General features: G+C 31.7%; 16 protein-coding genes. 8 read left to right on the forward strand and 8 right to left on the reverse strand.

The features are described 5' to 3' along the window. Positions 1-28: 28 nt before the first annotated feature. From hemE to hemA, 3 genes are all read right to left on the reverse strand, one after another. A complete protein-coding gene (gene hemE, locus B2989_RS12175; protein ID WP_292948782.1) occupies positions 29-1,054 on the reverse strand; it encodes a uroporphyrinogen decarboxylase in 1,026 nt (341 codons plus the stop codon). A gap of 79 nt (positions 1,055-1,133) precedes the next feature. After that, complete coding sequence (hemC, locus tag B2989_RS12180; RefSeq protein WP_292948784.1) at positions 1,134-2,711, reverse strand: hydroxymethylbilane synthase; 1,578 nt, start codon at positions 2,709-2,711, stop codon at positions 1,134-1,136. Further along, entirely contained in the window at positions 2,704-3,966 is a 1,263-nt protein-coding gene (gene hemA, locus B2989_RS12185) for a glutamyl-tRNA reductase (protein WP_292948786.1), read from the reverse strand. Before hemA ends, hemC begins: the two co-directional genes overlap by 8 nt. Before the next feature lie 195 nt (positions 3,967-4,161). On the opposite strand from hemA, the gene B2989_RS12190 reads away from it, so the two are divergent. Beyond that, complete coding sequence (locus B2989_RS12190) at positions 4,162-5,055, forward strand: helix-turn-helix transcriptional regulator (protein ID WP_145004675.1); 894 nt, start codon at positions 4,162-4,164, stop codon at positions 5,053-5,055. Between the two features lie 36 nt (positions 5,056-5,091). Here the strand turns inward: B2989_RS12190 and B2989_RS12195 are convergent, their stop codons facing one another. Continuing rightward, entirely contained in the window at positions 5,092-8,574 is a 3,483-nt protein-coding gene (locus B2989_RS12195; RefSeq protein ID WP_292948789.1) for a TraB/GumN family protein, read from the reverse strand. Positions 8,575-8,726: 152 nt separating this feature from the next. Here B2989_RS12195 and hemH point away from each other — a divergent pair, with 152 nt between their 5' ends. The 5 genes from hemH to B2989_RS12220 are packed head-to-tail and all read left to right on the forward strand — an operon-like array spanning position 8,727 to position 13,988. Continuing rightward, a complete protein-coding gene (hemH, locus tag B2989_RS12200) occupies positions 8,727-9,758 on the forward strand; it encodes a ferrochelatase (protein ID WP_292948791.1) in 1,032 nt (343 codons plus the stop codon). Beyond that, positions 9,758-11,098 carry an MATE family efflux transporter gene (locus B2989_RS12205; RefSeq protein ID WP_292948793.1) on the forward strand — a complete coding sequence of 447 codons (1,341 nt, stop codon included), beginning with the start codon at positions 9,758-9,760 and terminating at the stop codon, positions 11,096-11,098. The genes hemH and B2989_RS12205 overlap by 1 nt, the downstream gene beginning before the upstream one ends. 38 nt (positions 11,099-11,136) lie before the next feature. Further along, positions 11,137-11,685 carry a CopD family protein gene (locus B2989_RS12210; RefSeq protein ID WP_099568519.1) on the forward strand — a complete coding sequence of 183 codons (549 nt, stop codon included), beginning with the start codon at positions 11,137-11,139 and terminating at the stop codon, positions 11,683-11,685. Positions 11,686-11,739: 54 nt separating this feature from the next. Beyond that, positions 11,740-13,194 (forward strand): sensor histidine kinase, encoded by a 1,455-nt coding sequence (locus B2989_RS12215; RefSeq protein WP_292948796.1) that lies wholly within the window; start codon positions 11,740-11,742, stop codon positions 13,192-13,194. Positions 13,195-13,205: 11 nt separating this feature from the next. Further along, positions 13,206-13,988 carry an enoyl-CoA hydratase/isomerase family protein gene (locus tag B2989_RS12220; protein WP_292948798.1) on the forward strand — a complete coding sequence of 261 codons (783 nt, stop codon included), beginning with the start codon at positions 13,206-13,208 and terminating at the stop codon, positions 13,986-13,988. A 73-nt stretch (positions 13,989-14,061) separates the two neighbouring features. Here B2989_RS12220 and B2989_RS12225 read toward each other — a convergent pair whose 3' ends face one another. Then, positions 14,062-14,646 (reverse strand): hypothetical protein, encoded by a 585-nt coding sequence (locus B2989_RS12225; RefSeq protein WP_292948800.1) that lies wholly within the window; start codon positions 14,644-14,646, stop codon positions 14,062-14,064. Positions 14,647-14,860: 214 nt separating this feature from the next. Between B2989_RS12225 and B2989_RS12230 the strand changes: the two genes are divergently transcribed. After that, a complete protein-coding gene (locus B2989_RS12230; RefSeq protein ID WP_292948802.1) occupies positions 14,861-15,733 on the forward strand; it encodes an AraC family transcriptional regulator in 873 nt (290 codons plus the stop codon). A 61-nt stretch (positions 15,734-15,794) separates the two neighbouring features. Then, a complete protein-coding gene (locus tag B2989_RS12235) occupies positions 15,795-16,556 on the forward strand; it encodes a hypothetical protein (protein WP_292948804.1) in 762 nt (253 codons plus the stop codon). Positions 16,557-16,622: 66 nt separating this feature from the next. Here the strand turns inward: B2989_RS12235 and B2989_RS12240 are convergent, their stop codons facing one another. Genes B2989_RS12240 through B2989_RS12250 form a run of 3 tightly spaced genes read right to left on the reverse strand, consistent with a single transcriptional unit; the run spans position 16,623 to position 19,011 of the window. After that, complete coding sequence (locus B2989_RS12240; RefSeq protein WP_292948807.1) at positions 16,623-17,279, reverse strand: HD domain-containing protein; 657 nt, start codon at positions 17,277-17,279, stop codon at positions 16,623-16,625. Positions 17,280-17,282: 3 nt separating this feature from the next. Next, the gene (locus B2989_RS12245; RefSeq protein WP_292948810.1) at positions 17,283-18,269 is read right to left on the reverse strand and encodes an acyl-ACP desaturase; all 987 of its coding nucleotides are present in this window, start codon (positions 18,267-18,269) and stop codon (positions 17,283-17,285) included. Between the two features lie 4 nt (positions 18,270-18,273). Next, positions 18,274-19,011 (reverse strand): lysophospholipid acyltransferase family protein, encoded by a 738-nt coding sequence (locus B2989_RS12250; protein ID WP_292948813.1) that lies wholly within the window; start codon positions 19,009-19,011, stop codon positions 18,274-18,276. Positions 19,012-19,030: the final 19 nt, after the last annotated feature.

Raw genomic sequence — 19,030 nt, forward strand, 5'->3', positions numbered from 1 at the left:
CTAATAAGACGCTAAGAGTAAGTTTTTGTTACGCTTTATATTCCTTTACAGCGTCTATAAATGCTTTTGCATTTTCTAGTGGTATGTTTGGCAAAATACCATGACCAAGGTTTACAATGTATTTGTCTTTACCAAACTCGTTAATCATTTGGTGTACCATTTTTTTAATTTCGGCAGGAGGAGAGAATAATCTAGTAGGATCAAAATTTCCTTGAAGTGTGATGTTTCCTCCAGTTAAATAACGTGCATTTTTAGCAGAACATGTCCAGTCTACACCTAAAGCAGATGCTCCAGATTTAGACATTTCTTCTAATGCAAACCAACAACCTTTACCAAATGCAATAACAGGTGTTTCGTCCTTTAGTGCATCTATGATTTGTTGAATGTATTGCCAAGAAAACTCTTGGTAATCTACAGGAGATAACATGCCTCCCCAAGAATCAAATACTTGTACAGCATTAACACCTGCTTTTACTTTTTCTTTTAAGTAAGCAATCGTTGTGTCTGTTATTTTTTGTAATAATTGGTGTGCAGCGATAGGATTTGTAAAACAAAACTCTTTTGCTTTATCAAAGTTTTTAGAGCCTTGACCTTGCACGCAATAGCATAAGATAGTCCAAGGTGAGCCTGCAAAACCTATTAATGGCACCTCGTTGTTAAGTTTTTCTTTAGTTGCTTTTATGGCTTCGTAAACATAGTTTAAAGCTTCCTTTACATCAGGTACTATAACATTATCTACGTCCTTTTGTGTACGAATTGGATTTGGTAAATAAGGACCAAAATTAGGTTTCATTTGTACCTCAATATTCATAGCTTGTGGGATAACTAAAATATCACTAAATAAAATAGCAGCATCCATACCGTAACGACGGATTGGTTGTACAGTGATTTCGCTAGCTAATTCTGGCGTTTGACAACGTGTAAAAAAATCATATTTAGCCTTTATTTCCATAAATTCTGGAAGGTAACGACCTGCTTGACGCATCATCCAAACTGGTGGACGCTCTACTGTTTCTCCTTTTAATGCTCTTAAAAATAAATCGTTTTTCAACATATCCTTGTGTCCTTTCCGCGTAGACGGAAAATCTTTTAAATTATTATTACTTGATACTTTATGATGTCCTTTTGGTGGACTATGACATGTAATGTTGGTTTACTAACTCTATTACACTTTCTACCGTTGGTACTTTTGCTATACGTACATCTTTAAAATGTTTGCTTGCTTCTTTAGCGGTAGTTTCGCCAATACAAAAAGCAATACCATTAGCATCATTTTCTTTTTTATAACTCTGCACTGTTGAAGGGCTGTAAAACATAACACCTTCAATACTTTCTGGAAGACTGATGCTGTCAAGCTTAGTTTGATAAGCTTCAATCTCGTTAACTGTGATATTGTTTTCTTTTAAAATTGATGGTAAATCATCTAATCTTAAGTCGCTACAAAAATAAGTTACTTCTGTGCCTTCAATAAAATCTACTAAATATTGCGCTAGTTTTTTTGCGTTTTTTTCAGTGTGAGTGACTTTACCAATACGCTTTTCAATCATTTTTTTGGTACGACGACCTACACAGTATATGTTTTTAAATTGAAGCTCTATAGCAGAATAATTATTTAATAATGCTTCAACAGCATTTTGGCTAGTTATAACTACGTTTTTTATTTCGTTTTTAACAAATCTTGGGTGTATTCTATTTAAACTAATCTTTACAAAATCAGAGCTTTCTGCTTTTACTTTTTCATTAAATAAAAAGCGTTGATCTTCAGTTAAAGATTTGGTAGAATAGATGTTTGTTGGTATATGAGACTCTTTAAGCTCGTCCATTAAACGGTTACCACCACGATCTAAAATGTAATTGGCACACCATTCTGCAATATCATGATGTTCTCCTACTGCTTTAACGCGTTTAACCTGTATTTTTTTAGTTCCGTCTTTGCTTAAAAGTATCCCTTCAAAAGTTAGCTCTTCATCTTTAATAAAGGCTAAAGCACCAATTGGAGCAGTGCAACCACCTTCAAGTTTGTTTAAAAAAGCACGTTCTATTTTGGTACAAATTTCAGTTTCTGGATGATTTATTTCTGATAAGATTGCTAAGGTTTCTTCATCGTCAGCCAAAGCAGCAATCATAATTGCACCTTGTGCAGGCGCAGGAATCATCCAATCTAAATTAACAGCGTCTTCTGGTCTTAAGTCTAAACGACCAATACCTGCAGCAGCAAAAATAGCTCCATTCCAATCGCTATCTTCTAGTTTTTGTAATCTAGTGTTTACATTTCCTCTTAAATCTACTAAGGTGTGTGTTGGAAAACGGTTTAACCATTGTGCACGTCTACGTAAACTTCCGGTTGCTATGGTTGCCTCTCTTGACCCTAAAAATTCTTCGTTATTTTTAAAGACTAAAGTGTCCCTAACATTACCACGTTTTAATACTGCAGCTTGTACAATACCATTTGGCAGTAGTGTTGGTACATCTTTTAGGGAATGTACTGCAATATCAATATCTCCATTTAGCATGGCAATATCTAAAGTACGTGTAAAAATTCCTGTAATACCTAGCTCGTAAAGTGGTTTGTCAAGTACGATGTCTCCTGTAGATTTTATAGGGACTAATACGGTTTGATGACCTAATACTTGTAATTGACTTTGTACTGCTTTTGCTTGATATAAAGCTAACTCGCTATCACGAGTTCCGATTCTAATTATTTTAGACATGCTTTGCGGTGTTTTCTAGTTGAAACACTTTTTTTATTAATTCCAAACTTTCGTCTGTTGAGAAAGCATCATCTTTTAGATGATGAGCGAAATGATTGGTTATTTTTTGAATAATTTTATTACTTATAATTTCGGCTTGTTCTTCGTTAAAGTTAGCCATTTTTTTGCGTTGTGTATCTAACTCGGCATTTTTAAAACCTTGTAGTTTATGTTTTAAAGCCTTGATTGTTGGAGCAAATTTTCTGGTTTCTAACCATCCTATAAAGTCTGCTTTTATGTCTTCAATAATACTTTCTGCTAAAGGTATTTGTAGTTTTCTACGCTCTAAAGTCTCATCGGTAATTTGCGATAAATCATCTAAATGTATACGTTTTACGTTAGGTAAATCTGTTACGTTTTCGTCTACGTTTTTAGGAATAGATAAATCTAAAATTAATAAGTCTTTTTTAGATTGAATTAATTGTTTATCAACCGTTGGGTTTTGCGCTCCAGTAGCTACAATTAAAATGTCAGCTTCATTTATTTCTTCTTGTAGGTTTGCATAATCCTTAACCACTAAATTAAATTTACCAGCAACAGCTTCTGCTTTTCCTTTGGTACGATTTATTAATGTGATTTGCTCGTTTTTAGTATGTTTTACTAAATTTTCGCAGGTGTTACGTCCAATTTTTCCAGTACCAAACAATAGTATGTTTTTGTTGGTTACGTCTTCAATAGTATTTAAAATGTATTGCACAGAAGCAAAAGAGACGCTTGTTGCACCAGAAGAAATTTCGGTTTCGGTTTTAATGCGTTTGCTTGCTTGAATTACAGAGTTTACTAAACGCTCAATAAAAGGGTTTAGTAAGCCATGTTTTTTAGACTCGATAGTACTTTTTTTAAGTTGTCCAATTATTTCAAAATCTCCTAAAATTTGGCTGTCTAATCCAGAACCAACTCTGAATAAATGCGAAATAGCCTCTTTGCCTTTATAGATATATGCAAATTTTTGAAACTCTTCAATAGTTCCTTTTGTGTTATCGCACAATAGTTGAATTAATTGATATGGGTGTTCTGCAAAACCGTAAATTTCTGTACGATTGCAAGTTGACGTTACGATTAGGCTTTCTACTCCGTTTGATCTAGCTTGGTTTAAAAGGGCTTCTTTAGAAGATTCATCTAAACTAAAATGACCTCTAATTTCTGCATCTGCCTTTTTATAACTTAAACCTAACGCGTAAAAATATGTACCTGTTGACATGTGATAGTGCTCCATTTACCTGACTGGGACTTTATTGTTAGCAAATTTATGTTGTATATTATTTAAAAAGTAACGCTAAAAGAACTTTTAATAACGATTGTGGTTTTTTAATCGTTATTTTAACGTAACAATGATATTTATCATATTTTTGTAGTGAAATCAATGGTTTTAAAGCTTGTTATTTAGAATCAATCTAAATAAAATAATTTTATGGCACTTATTAAAGATCTTAAAAATGTCGCTGAAGGTTCGTTTAACGAAACACAGGTTGATCAGGATGTTTTTGTTTTAACTTATCAAAATGAAACGTCTAATAATCAGATTGTTGAGCGCTTTATTGATAGTGGTTTTATTCAATTTCATTTTTGTTTAAAGGGTAATAGTGACTTTATATTTAACAATGGTAACTACGTTTTAAATATTGCTGAAGAAACCTCATTGCTGCTTTATAATCCGCAAAAGGACTTGCCTATTAATCTACATGTAAAGCCTGATTGTTGGTTAGTTTCTGTTTTAATATCTATAAAAAAGTTTCATGGTTTGTTTTCTCAAGAAGCCGATTATATCACGTTTTTAAGTAGTGATAATAAGGATAAAAAATATTATAAGGATGGAAAGATTTCGCCATCTATGGCTATTGCATTAAATCAAATTATTAATTATAACTTAAACTCATCTATTAAAACCTTGTATTTTAAAGGAAAAGCATATGAGTTACTTAGCTTGTATTTTAATAGAGGAGAGGATGCAAACATTGATCAGTGTCCCTTTTTAGTAGATGAATCTAATGTTGCTAAAATTAAACAAGCCAAAGATATTGTAATTGCTAGAATGGCAGAGCCACCAACTTTACAAGAACTGTCTGAAGAAATAAATTTATCGCTTAAAAAATTAAAAGAAGGTTTTAAGCAGATTTATGGAGACTCTGTTTTTAGTTTTTTGTTTGATTATAAAATGGAGGTTGCAAGAAAGCTTTTAGAGACAGGTTCGCACAATGTTAACGAGGTTGGTTTGCGTGTTGGATATAGTACAGCTAGCCATTTTATTGCTGCTTTTAAAAAAAAGTATGGGATTACTCCTAAAAAGTACATACAGTCCATATAAAAAAAAAGCGCTTAATTTATTAAGCGCTTTTTTTATTTAGTAACCACTATCGTCTAGTCGTCTTCGGTTTTTATGGATAACTAGGTCTAAAACATCTTTCATTAATTTATCTTCTTCCTCGTTTTGATCGATATAATTACCACTATAACCAGAGTCATAATAGACTTCGGTCTGGAGTCTGTCTTTTGTTTTAGATTTTAAAAATCCTGCATAATATAAACGTTTGGTTTCATCCTTATCCTCTTTTTGTACTAACATATAAAAATACATGTCTCCCTCTTGATCGTCGTCTGTTTTAAAGGTTTTTTTGCCTAAAAAATGAATGGAATCTCTTTCTTTTTCGATAGTCGTGTTTCCAAACAAACTAGATTTAGCATACATTTCTTGACTAATTTTTTCTGTTAGATACGGTTTGTATAGCTTTTTACGATACATTTTGTCTACTAGGTTGGCTTGGTTTTTATAGTCGTCTATTGTTTTTTCTTTTAATTTTTCTGGTATTGCTTCTCCAGCTTCTTCTAGTAATACATAATATGTTGTAAGGGCAGTGACATTGTCGCTATCTAATAGTTTGTTAAAAAAGTTTTTAGCTTCGGCTTCTTTTCTAAACGGAAAAATTAATTTTACAAAAGCATATAATGAGCTACTATAAGATCTGTAATTATAACTTGCTTTAGATTTTAGGCTTCGTTTAACTTCTATTTTACCATCTTTTATTAATTGCTTTCTGTATTTTTTATATGCTTTTGTTTTAATAACACTACTGTCTTTTAGTTTTGCTAGCAGCTCGTAAATAGGCTCTTTATATTCCTCAATTGATGTATATTCTAAAAGGTCAGGAAAAAGTGTTTTTTTAAGCGCTAAGGAGTCGTTATAATTATAAAACATTGAGCTAATAGATCCACTTAAGGGTAGGTCTTTATTAAGTAGGTCTAAAAAAGTAGCGTAAGATTTTTTTGTTGATTTATTTAAAAGTGACCTTAAAATAGTGTTTTGAATATCAGGTTTAGAGTAAGACTCTTCGTATAAATTATTTAAAAAAGCATCTGTTCTAGGGTCTTCAAGTTTTGCCAATTCTGAAATTAAAAAAGTTTTAAAATCTTCTTTATTATCCGGAAAATCAAAGTTTTTAATCAAATCTATCATAGTACTTGCGTTAGATTTATTAAACTTTACTTTATTTTTTGCTTTAAATACTATGCTGTCGTTATCACGTAGTGCTTTAAAAAAACGTTCAGTTTTGTCACTAAAAACAGATTCTCCTAACAACGTGTCCAAAGGTTGAAATGTATTATAAAAATTAGCGATAAAAGGTGTTGGTTTTGATAGCGTGTCTGTTAGGCTTTTAATTTCAAAAAGAGCACCTTTATTAAGTATGTTTTTTACTAAGATTGCTTTTGCACTTAACGAGTCTTTTAAGGTGTACTCATAAACATACTGATTATCTTTTTTGTACTTTTTCTTGTCAGAAATGTTATATTTTTTGAATCCGTCAATTTTTTCAACAGCTTTTAATTCTGCATCAATTTCATTCCATAGGCTATCTACATTTTTATACATCTGCAAGTCATGAAATTTTAGTTTGCTTATGTATACTTGCTCATTTGATTTTGAATAGTAAGTGGTACGCTTAGTTTTTTCTTCGTAATCTTTAGGTGCACTATAGCTGTAATAGTCGTATGGAGGTGTTGATTTTGTGTTAGTGACTACAGAAAAATGTAACGATGTGTCAATTATTTTTGTGAACCCTTCCTGATTAATAGGTGTAAATTTAAAGGATTTAAAAAAGTTGTCTGCTAAGTCTTTATTAGTACCAATGTAGCCTAATAAAAAGTAGCTTCCGTCTTTTACTATGCTTTTTAAGTGGATGTTTTCTAAAGACGTTGAGTCCTTTTTTGCTATACCTTCATAACTATAATATTTGTTGTTTTTGTACTCTCCAGTAGAATCTTCAATTTCAAAATCTTTGAAAAAGTTAGTGACGATATATTTAGCTTCAAATTTATCTTCTTCGATGTAGTAGACATCGTTAAAAGCGACTTCTTTTACAAAATAATAATCGTCTTTTATTTTACCTTGGATTAATTTTTGTCCTGCATTTTGGACGTTATCTGTGGTATGGTATTCTGGAAAATTAACCTTGTATTTATTGTAGGCAGAGGTAAAGGTTGTTAATGTATTAGTTGGTGTTTTAAATTTTATAGATCTAAATATTGGTGCTTCATTTTTTAAAACATACTCTTTTTGACCAGCAAATTTTATCACGACTACTTCTAAAGGTGTTTTGTATATATGATATTTTTGATAGTCACCTTTTTTAGTTTTATTTAAAATACTAATACCTGGATACGGATTGGATAGTATTTCTTTTTTGATAATATCTCCAGGAATATCCTCAAATAAAAAATTATCTAATCTATCTAAAGAAATTTCTTTGTCGTTTGGTAAATAATCAAAAGTATTAAACCTACTAATAGTTAAATACGCACCATTGGTCATGTCTGGTGATATGTAATATTTTTGACCACCATAATAAAACTCATACAGTTCCGTAAAAGCCTTTAGGGTTAAAAAACCGTCAGGTGTACTTTGTTTTGTAATGCTAGTTGGTGCAATAAATGCTTCAATTTGTTCTTTTTTAGTTTGTGCTACGGTCGTTTGTTTAGATAGTAAAGGTTTTACTGTGTAACCTTTTTCTTCAAGCATTTTAAGCATCCCTTTATTTCCTGGTAAATGTGCAGCGCCAACACCCGCAAATACGGATTGTGATTGCATTAATGAGTCTAAAACATGTACCATATTGGCATTGCGTATGTATAACATGTTTTCTCTAAAATACTCCGTGTTGGAAGCAACTCCGATAGAGTCTAATAAAGCTAAATTGCGATCTCTATAAGTGTTTTCTTGAACTAAATATGGGTTTTCTTTTTCATACAATTTAGTTAACCAAGGGTCTATTTTGTTTTTTCTTGCGTTACGTTGTGCTTTGGATACTAAATAGCGAGACTCTTCAATATCTTCTAAGCTATAAATGGCTTTATTTTTCTTTTTGCCAGCTTGATAAATAAACATATCCAAGTAGGTTTCTTCTTCAAAATTATCGGCATAACCATCTTTACGATACAGATAACCATTAATCATTCTGTTATCAGATCTTATGCTACCTCTAATAGCAACTTCTTCTGGATGTTCTATTCCAAAAAGTGTTGAGTAAAAATTTTTGTCATAGCTCTGAGAGTAATTTTGAGGAGTTAAAGTCGTTGTTTGGTAATTAAAGGCTAGCCAAGTGGAAGGGTCAGACTCTAAAGCAATGCTCTCACTGTTTTCTAAAGCCTTAAAAAAAACATCATCTAGTCTAAAAGCAACTTTTGCACTAACGTGCATTGTGCCATAAATATATGACGATTTAGTTAAATTGTTTCCAGAGATTTCCCAAAGCAAACTTTGATCGTTATTTTGATTTTGTGAAAGTGAGGTAAATGAAATTGCACAGAAAAGTGCAAATATGTAATTTTTCATATATTAATAATATCTACTCGTAAATATATCAAACTTAATTTTAACTGAAAGATTTTGATTATATTATAATAAGCTATAAGTATAATCAACGTCTTAAGTTTATTATATATTTTAAATTAGAGTTGTATTTTTGCATCTGAAAAAGATAACAGATGAAAAAAGGAATACTACTTGTAAATTTAGGGTCACCAGAAAGTCCGACTCCAAAAGATGTTAAAAAATATTTGGGAGAATTTTTAATGGACGAGCGTGTTATTGATGTTCCGCTTTGGGCTAGGACGCTTTTAGTTAAAGGAATAATTTTAAACACTAGACCTAAACAAAGTGCAAAAGCTTACCAGAAAATTTGGTGGGATAATGGGTCACCATTAATTGTGCTTTCAGAGCAGTTACAAGAAAAGGTTCAAGAAAAAGTAGACTTTCCGGTAGCTCTAGCTATGCGTTACGGAAGTATGACTATTAAAAAAGGGCTGCAAGAATTGGTTGATAAAGGTGTGGAAGACGTCTTTTTAATTCCGTTATATCCTCAATTTGCTATGGCAACTACCGAAACCATTTTGGTATTAGCAGAGGAGGTTAGACAAGCCAATTTTCCTAATTTAAAAATTGATAGCTTACCGGCTTTTTATAACAAGCCTGATTATATTAAAGTGTTAGCCGAGTCTATCAAAGGACATTTACAAGGTGAAAATTACGAGCATTTATTATTCTCGTATCATGGTGTTCCAGAACGACATATTAGAAAAAGCGATATTACTAATGGACATTGTAAAATTGATGGTAGTTGTTGCGAAACCGCAAGTAAAGCACATGAGTTTTGTTATAGACACCAATGTAAAGAGGTTACCAGATTAGTTGGACAATATTTAGGTTTGGAAGACAATACGTATTCTACCTCGTTTCAATCTAGATTAGGTTTTGATCCATGGTTGCAACCTTATACAGATCGTACTATAGAGCGTTTAGGTAAACAAGGCATAAAAAACATGGCGATTGTTACACCTGCTTTTGTTAGCGATTGTTTAGAGACTTTGGAAGAAATAGCAATGGAAGGAGAAGAAATTTTTCATGAAGTTGGAGGTGAGGGCTTTACAACAATACCTTGTTTAAATACAGATCAAAATTGGGTAAACTTATTAGCAGATTGGATTAACGATTGGTCTAAAACTGCTGTTAAGGGATAATGCAGACAAGCAAATCTTCAAACTTAGGGTCAGAAGCCATAAGCAAACTCTTGATAAAACAAGCAGTACCTGCATCTATTGGTATTTTGGTAATGTCACTAAATATTTTAGTGGATACTATTTTTGTTGGTCAATGGATTGGGTCTACAGCAATTGCAGCTATAAATGTTGTGCTACCAGTCTCTTTTTTTATTGCTGCTTTAGGGATGAGTATTGGTATTGGAGGCTCTTCAATTATTTCGCGTGCTTTAGGTGCAGACAATAAAGAAAAAGCTTTAAAAACCTTTGGTAATCAGGTCTCTTTAACATTGCTGTTTACTGTAAGTTTTGCTGCTTTTGGGCTTTATTTTGTAGACCAATTAATTCCTGCTTTTGGAGGTAAAGGTGCTATTTTTGATCCAGCAAAAGTATATTATGAGATTATCCTATACGGAGTTCCTGTTTTGGGTTTCGTAATGATGGGTAATAGTGTTATACGTGCAGAAGGTAAACCTAAATTTGCAATGTATGCTATGCTAATTCCTTCTGTTGGAAATTTAGTATTGGATTATATTTTTATTGGAATATTAGATATGGGAATGTCTGGTGCTGCTTGGGCTACAACTGGTTCATATATCGTGTCATTTTTGTTTATTTTCTGGTATTTTTTATCAGATAATTCTGAATTGAAAATAGACGTTTCTCATTTTAAATTACATAAAAAAATAGTCACCGAAATCGGTTCGTTAGGTTTTGTAACCCTATCAAGACAAGCTGTAGTTAGTGTTACTTTCTTACTAGTTAATAATGCCTTGTTTGATTTTGGTGGCGAAACATCTGTAACAGCCTATGCAATTGTAGGAAGGATGAGTATGTTTGCGTTATTTCCTGTGTTTGGTATAACGCAAGGATTTATTCCTATAGCAGGTTACAACTTTGGATCAGAGCAGTATGATCGTGTTAAACAGGTAATTTATGTTGCTATTAAATACGCGACTATTTTGGCAACTATAGTTTTTGCTATTTTAATGTTGTTTCCAGAAGCTATTACTAAATTATTTACAACAGATATACAGGTTTTAAAAGTGACACCAAACAATATGCGTTGGACTTTTGCTGCCATTCCTATATTAGCAATTCAGTTAATTGGAGCTGCTTATTTTCAGGCAGTAGGGAAGGCTTTACCTGCGTTATTCTTAACCTTAACAAGACAGGCTATTTTCTTTATTCCTTTGATGTATATATTACCAATGTATTTTGGCGAATTTGGTATTTGGATGTCCTTTCCAATTTCGGATATTTTATCTACAATCGTAACCGCTTTCTTTTTACGTAGGGAAGTAAAGCTTAAACTAAATTAGTAATTGCCTATATTTAACTAGTTATTTTAAAAAAAACTATGGAGTACTATAATTACATTAAATCGTTACATCTCATATTTGTAGTCACGTGGTTTGCTGGTTTATTTTATATACCAAGATTATTTGTTTATCAAATAGAAGCCTTTTATAAACCCTCTCCAGATAAAGAAATTTTAGGAGAGCAGTTAAAGCTTATGGCTAAACGCTTATGGTTTATTATTACTTGGCCTAGTGCTATATTAGCTACAATTTTTGCAGTTTGGTTATTAATTTTACAACCGTTTTGGTTACAGCAACCTTGGATGCATGTTAAGTTAACCTTTGTGGTATTGTTATTTTTATATCAATTTCAAACACATGTTTATTTTAAACAATTACAAAATGATGTGGTTAAAAAATCTTCAAATTTTATGCGTATGTATAATGAAGGTGCTACATTTATTCTTTTTGCAGTTGTCTTTTTAGTAATACTTAAAAGTGCCATAAACTGGATGTTTGGCGTTATAGGTATTTTTGTTTTAGGGGTTTTACTTATGTTAGGCTTTAAGGTTTATAAGCGCATCAGAGAGAAAAATCCAAAAGCTTAATCTAAGCATTGCTAAATCTTATGTTTTTGGTGTGATTATTGTTATATTTAAACAATGAAAATTACTAGACTTTCTTTACGACTTCGCATTTTTTTTGCGATGATTTTTTTGGTCCTTTTGGCATCCATTTTAATTGCATTAGTTGCTGCTTATCAGTATAGCGAAGAAACTCAAGATTACCATAAGTTACGTTTAGAAAGAAAAGAAATTAGTATAAAACGTCACATTAACTTTATTATTAAAGAAACTTCTTTTGAGGTGGTTCCAGAAAAGTTACCATTAATTTTTAAAGATGAAATCTATAAAATAGCTAACGTACATGGACTTCAGGTTAACTTGTACGATTTAGAAGGGTCCTTGCTAATTTCTTCCAAAGCAGCATTGCCTTATGATATTGCAGAAAAATGCGTAAAAGCGGAAGCGCTTAATACATTATCTAATACCACTACTCATAGATTTGTCGAGTTAAGAGAAGAAAAAGGAGAAAGTTTTAGATCGTCTTATACCTACATTGTCGATGAGAAATTTAAACCATTAGCCATATTAAATTTACCTTATTTAGAAAATGATGACTTTTTATCTAAAGAGTTAAATGAGTTTTTTGAGCGTTTGGGATACGCCTACCTTTTAATGTTAATTATAGCGATTGTTTTAGCTTATTTTTTGTCAAAATATATAACTAAAACATTAAAAACTATTAGTGATAAAATGAATCAAACACGTTTAGAAAAACGTAATGAAAAAATAGAAATAGAAAGTACAACAGAAGAAATCTCTACTTTAGTAAAGGCATATAATAGCATGATTGATCAGTTAGAAGAAAGTGCTGTTAAGCTTGCTAAAAGCGAGCGTGAACAAGCTTGGAGAGAAATGGCTAAACAGGTAGCTCATGAGATTAAAAACCCATTAACACCAATGCGTTTAACGGTTCAAAGTTTTCAGCGTAAGTTTAATCCTGAAGATCCAGATATAGTACAAAAATTGGATGAGTATAGTAAAACACTAATACAGCAAATTGATACTATGAGTGCAATTGCAGGTGCTTTTTCTAATTTTGCTAAAATGCCAGCACAACAAAACGAACTACTTGATGTGGTTAAAATTGTAGACTTAGCGTTGGATATTTTTAATGAAGATTATATCCAATTTGCACCAGAAAAAGAAGAAATTATTGCCAAATTTGATCGTACCCAATTAATTAGAGTGATTACCAATTTGGTTAAAAATGCAATACAAGCCATTCCAGATGATAGGATACCTCAAATTATTGTAAAAGTAATTGAGGATAACAATCGTGTTGTTTTAACTATTTCGGATAACGGAATAGGGATTTCTGATCAAAATAAAGACAAAGTCTTTGAGCCAAAATTTACAACAAAGTCTAGCGGAATGGGTCTTGGTTTGGCAATGGTAAAAAATATAGTAGAAACCTATCAAGGAACAATTACCTTTACATCTGTTAAAGATGTTGGAACAACCTTTACGGTTTCATTTCCAAAAGAATATTAAAACATTTACATATGAATTTCGAAAACATACTTACTAAAACAGCAAACGGAATAACAACTATTTCAATTAATAGGCCTTCAAAATTAAATGCGTTAAATAAGGCTACTATTACTGAGCTTCATCATGCATTTGATAATGCAAATAAAGATGCAGACACTAAGGTGATTATTATAACCGGAAGCGGAGAAAAAGCATTTGTTGCAGGAGCAGATATTAGCGAGTTTGCAAATTTTACTGTTGAAAATGGTGGTAAATTAGCTGCGCTTGGTCAGGAAATGTTATTTGACTTTGTTCAAAATTTACAAACTCCTGTTATTGCAGCTGTCAATGGTTTTGCGCTTGGTGGAGGATTAGAGTTGGCGATGGCTGCACATTTTAGAATTGCCAGTGATAACGCAAAAATGGGTTTGCCAGAAGTAAGCTTAGGTGTAATACCTGGTTATGGTGGTACGCAACGTTTACCACAATTAGTTGGTAAAGGTCGTGCAATGGAAATGGTTATGACTGCAGGAATGATTGATGCTGATACAGCATTAAATTATGGGTTAGTTAATCACGTTGTAGCTTTAGAAGAATTAATACCTCTTGCCGAAAAAATAGCAAGTAAAATTATGCGTAATTCAAGCGTAGCAATTGGTAAAGCTATTCAAGCAATAAATGCTAACTACACAGATGGTGTTAATGGATTTGATATAGAAATTAAGGAATTTGGTGCTTGTTTTGGTACAGCAGACTTTAAAGAAGGTACAACTGCTTTTTTAGAAAAACGTAAAGCAGATTTTCCTGGAAACTAAAAAATAGCTTTCTAAATATTAAACAAAAAAAAGACGCATTATTGCGTCTTTTTTTGTTTTTTGGATACTAATACTAAAAGTTGACAATTGATGTAAATGTGCGTCCTTCGTAAGTAATAACGACTTTATAATCTTCTTTTTTATCTTCTAATAATTTGAATTTTTTACCAAAATTGATAGCATCTTTAACGGTTTCGGTATGTATTTTTTCAAAATAGCTTCCGTTAGTGTTGTAAAAAATTTCAATTTTATAATCTGTAGGGTTTTGGTTGTATGATGTTACATACACCATATTGTTTTTAGCGCTAACCACAGGTTTATTAATTACCATTAATTTAGCTTTATTAAAAGTAACTACAGATAAATCTACTTTAAATGGGTAAGTTCTAATTTGGTGTTTTTTATCTAATTCAAAAATATAACTTCCATCAGGTAAAGATGTCAAATCAAATGACTTATTATATTGACCGCTTTTTTCGATAGACTCTTTATATAAAATAATTCCAAAAGCATCTTTAACTAATAATTGATCACCTTGGCTAACGTTTTCAAACATTAATAACGTTTTTCCGTCCTCTTTGTTTGTAAAAGTTACGGCTTCTGTTGCGTTGCTGCTTAGCGTAGCAAATACGATTGCTAAAGCTAAAATGTGTTTCATAATTTTTTTCATAATCTAAATCTTTTTAAGGATTACAGGTGCAAAGTTAATATAGAAGAGTAGTTTTAATAACAAGTCATTTGGCAACTTTATATGCTATTTTAACTTAATTACGTGTTACGAAAACGTTATAGGTTAAAATAACACATATTAATGCTAAATTAGCATACAACCATACTATAAGTTGTTGTAATTTTGTCAAAAGTTTAATGCAGTGAATACTAAACCTACATTTAAAAAAATTACACCTAGTTTTGGAAGCTCTATAATTGCGGTTCAAAAAACTAAAAAACGTAAAAGAAGTGATGCGTTTTGGCATTTTCATCCAGAGGTAGAGATGGTGTATGTTAATAAAGGAAAAGGAAGACGACATATAGGTAATCACTTGTCATACTTTAATAATAGTCAGTTAATATTAATTGGTTCTAATTTGCCACATAATGGATTTACAGACCGTTTAACTTCTAAAGGAAAAGAAACCTTGGTGCAATTTCATCCTCAATTTTTAGGTGACGCGCTTAATGCATTACCAGAAATGAAAAATATTTTGCAATTGTTGGAGCGCGCAAAAAAGGGAATTCTGTTTAAGCCAGAAATAAAAAAAATAGTAGGTCCTAAAATAGAAAAGCTTCCTAAGTATGAAGGTATAAAACGAATTGCTAAACTTTTAGAAATTCTAGAATTGTTGGCAATAACCAATGATTATACATTACTTAATGAAAACGGTTACGTTTTTGAAACCCAACCACAAGACACTAATAAGATTGATAAAATTTATAAATACGTTAATAAAAATTTTCAAAACCATATTACATTAGATCAAATAGCACAGGAGGTAAGTCTTACTGTACCAGCTTTTTGTCGTTATTTTAAAAAGATTACAGGAAAAACATTTACGCAGTTTGTAAACGAATATCGTGTCTTTTATGCCACAAAATTACTAACAGAAAGCCAAAGTAGTATTACAGATATTTGCTTTGAATGTGGTTTTAATAACTTTTCTCATTTTAACAAAGTCTTTAACGAAGTGGTTGGTAAAAGCGCATCAAAATATAGAAGCGAAATAAAATCCATGGTGCAGTCTTAAATTTATAAATTTTGTTATTTTCGTGACTTATTTAATAATTTAATTAATCAATAATTTATTTATGAAACTAAAATTACAAATTACTTTACTTACTGTTTTAGCTGTTTTTATGAGCTGTAGCGAAGATTCTGCAACGGACGAATTTAACCAAGCAAATCAAAATGCCACAGTTAAATTAATCACTAATTTGTCTGTTGTGTCTGCTCAAGATGCTTCAGAAAACCAATCTGTTACCATTAATTATAACGGAAATAATCAAGTCTCTAACATCACAGATGGTGTAGAAACTAGCATATTAGTTTATGACAATGACAACTTAACAAATGTAACAGGAGAAGGTGAAACATTAAATGTAGAAGAATTGTATGAATCGCCTTATGATGCTTTTGAAACTGGAGAAGTTTTGCAATATGATAGTAACATGAATCCTGTTAGTATTAGATTTTTAGAAGAAGAGTTTGACTTTGTTGCCAATACAATGAGTGTAGTGGAATATTTTGCGGAAATTGAATACGACGCAACACCAAATCCATTTTTTTACACGCTAGAAGCAGCCGGAATTATTGATGTGTTGGATAATGTAGATTTAAACTTTAGTATGGATGTTCAAGCACCAGAAATTGTACAAGCTAGATTATTATTACCTACAAATAACATTAAAAAAATTACTTATAAAGATGAAGATTTAACACCAATCTATCAGATTGTTGCTAATTATGTTTATGATGCTCAAAATTACCCTTCAACAGGAACTGTAACGTCTACAGATTTAGAGGATGACAGCGTAAGTGTTTATACGACTACTTTTACTTATATGGAGTAAGCACATTTAATCAGTAAAAAAGGTTATTTTAATGTTAGTATTTTCTAACTTAAAATAACCTTTTTTTTATTTCTCACCTTCCCATTCTGCATCAAATTGTTTTAAAAAGTCTACCATATATTGGTGTCGTTGTTTAGCAATTTTATGACCAGTAGTGGTATTCATTTTATCTTTTAAAAGTAGTAATTTCTCGTAAAAATGATTAATTGTTGGAGCGTTAGATGTTTTATATTCTGCTTTAGTCATATTTAAATTAGGCTTAATGTCTGGATTATATATAGTCCTGTTTTTAAAGCCTCCATAATTAAAAGTGCGCGCAATACCAATAGCTCCTAAAGCATCCAAACGGTCAGCATCTTGCACAACGTCCAACTCGATGGACCTAAATGTGTTTTCTAAGCCTATATTAGAACTATAAGAAATGTTTTCAATAATTTTAATAACATGATTAATGGTTGCCGAGTCTACGTTGTGTTTTAACAAAAAAGCACCAGCGACTTTTGGACCAATGGTACTATCACCATCATAAAACTTACTATCTGCAATGTCATGTAGTAAAGCGCCAAGCGCTACAACTAATGGATCAACGGTTTCGCCTTTAGCTATTAGTAGTGCATTTTTATAGACACGCTCCACATGAAACCAATCGTGTCCACCTTCGGCATCTTTTAAAGTGTCTTTTACAAAGGTTTTAGTGGCTTCAATTAGCTCTTGGTTAGACATAAACTATAGTTTGGCTGGTTCAACCCATTTAAATTGATAAGAATTTTCTGGAATTTTAATTCGGTCTGCCAAACGTAACATTCGGTCTGGAAGTTTCATTAAGTAATCACGTGCTTTTTCAGCGTCGTCGTTAAGGTCTGTTATTTTGTCAATTTCCCAACGCTTAATTAATTTTTGTAAAATGTCTATATAGTCCATAGATGTGTAAACACCTATACGTTGTGCAGTATTAGAAAACTCGTCAAAAACAGTGCTAATTTTACCTCCAGATTCTCTTAAAAAGTGAGCAGGCATTGTAATTTTTTGTTTCATCATGTATTGAAACGCTAGCATCATTTGACTTGGGTCTACTTTAAAAATACGTTCAACAAACTCGCTATAAGCATGGTGGTGTCTCATTTCGTCTCCCGAAATTATTTTACACATTCTTGCTAATTGCTTATTACCTTTTTCTTTGGCTAATTTTGCTACACGATTGTGTGAAACATAAGTTGCTAATTCTTGAAAACTGGTGTAAACAAAGTTTTTATAAGGATCTCTAGCTGTACCAATATCAAAACCATCTGCAATAAGGTGTTGTGTGGTTTGTTCTATCTCGCGCATATTAACACGACCAGAAAGGTATAGGTATTTGTTTAAAACATCACCATGACGGTTTTCTTCGCCTGTCCAATGTCTAATCCATTTTGCCCAACCATTTTTACCATCTTGTTCTACTCCTTCTATATCCATAAGCCAAGATTCGTAAGTTGGTAAAGCTTCTTCTGTAATCATATCACCAACTAAAACCACCCAAAAATCATAAGACAATTCTTTAGACAATTCTCTAATTTCTCTTACTTCTTCAAAAAAGTTAGGACCTTCAGAGTTTGGTAAAAAATCTGAGGGTTGCCAAATTTTTTCAACAGGGATTAAATATTTTTCTATTAAAGCATCAATATCTTTTTCTAAAAAAGACATGACTTCTAATCTTACATTTTTTGATGACATAACGTTATATTTTTATGCTATTTTTAATGGTAGTTTCTATGTGATTTAATAAGGCTTCAGTAGTTTCAAAATCAATAGGTTTAACAGGTTTATGAGCTGTAAAGGTGATGTTGTTACCTATTCCCATAGGGAATTTACCGTAGCGTAAATTCTTCCAAGAATTATTAATAGTTACAGGTATTATTACTGCGCTTGGCACATATTTTATTAAAGTTTCTAAACCTTTAGTATGGAAAGGTTTAGGTTGTCCATCACGACTTCTGGTACCTTCCGGAAAAATAACAGCAGCACGATTAGTAGTTTCTATATAATCTGCAAATTTCCTAATCGCCACAATGGCTTGCCTAGGATTTTTACGATCTATTAATACAGAGCCACCATGACGCAAGTTGTAGGATACACTTGGTAGTCCTTTTCCTAACTCTTTTTTACTAACAAATTTAACATGGTGTTTTCTAAAATACCACATTAATGGAGGTATGTCTGCCATACTTTGATGGTTAGAGACAATTAAAACAGGTTGAGAATTATCTAAAGGATAAGGGTTTATAAATTTGTGTGTTGAGCCTAATAGGTTTACGCATCGCATTAAACAAAACTGAAGGTAATCCACACTTTTTTTATGTGCTTTATATCCAAAAACATTAAAACATATCCATTGTATTGGGTGAAAAATAACTAATGTTAACCCAAAAAACAGGAAATAAATAACAGATAAAGGATAGGCAATAATTTTTCTCATTTTCTAATAAAAATTCTAT

The sequence above is a fragment of the Olleya sp. UBA1516 genome, assembly GCF_002323495.1.
In the GTDB taxonomy this organism is placed as follows: domain Bacteria; phylum Bacteroidota; class Bacteroidia; order Flavobacteriales; family Flavobacteriaceae; genus Olleya.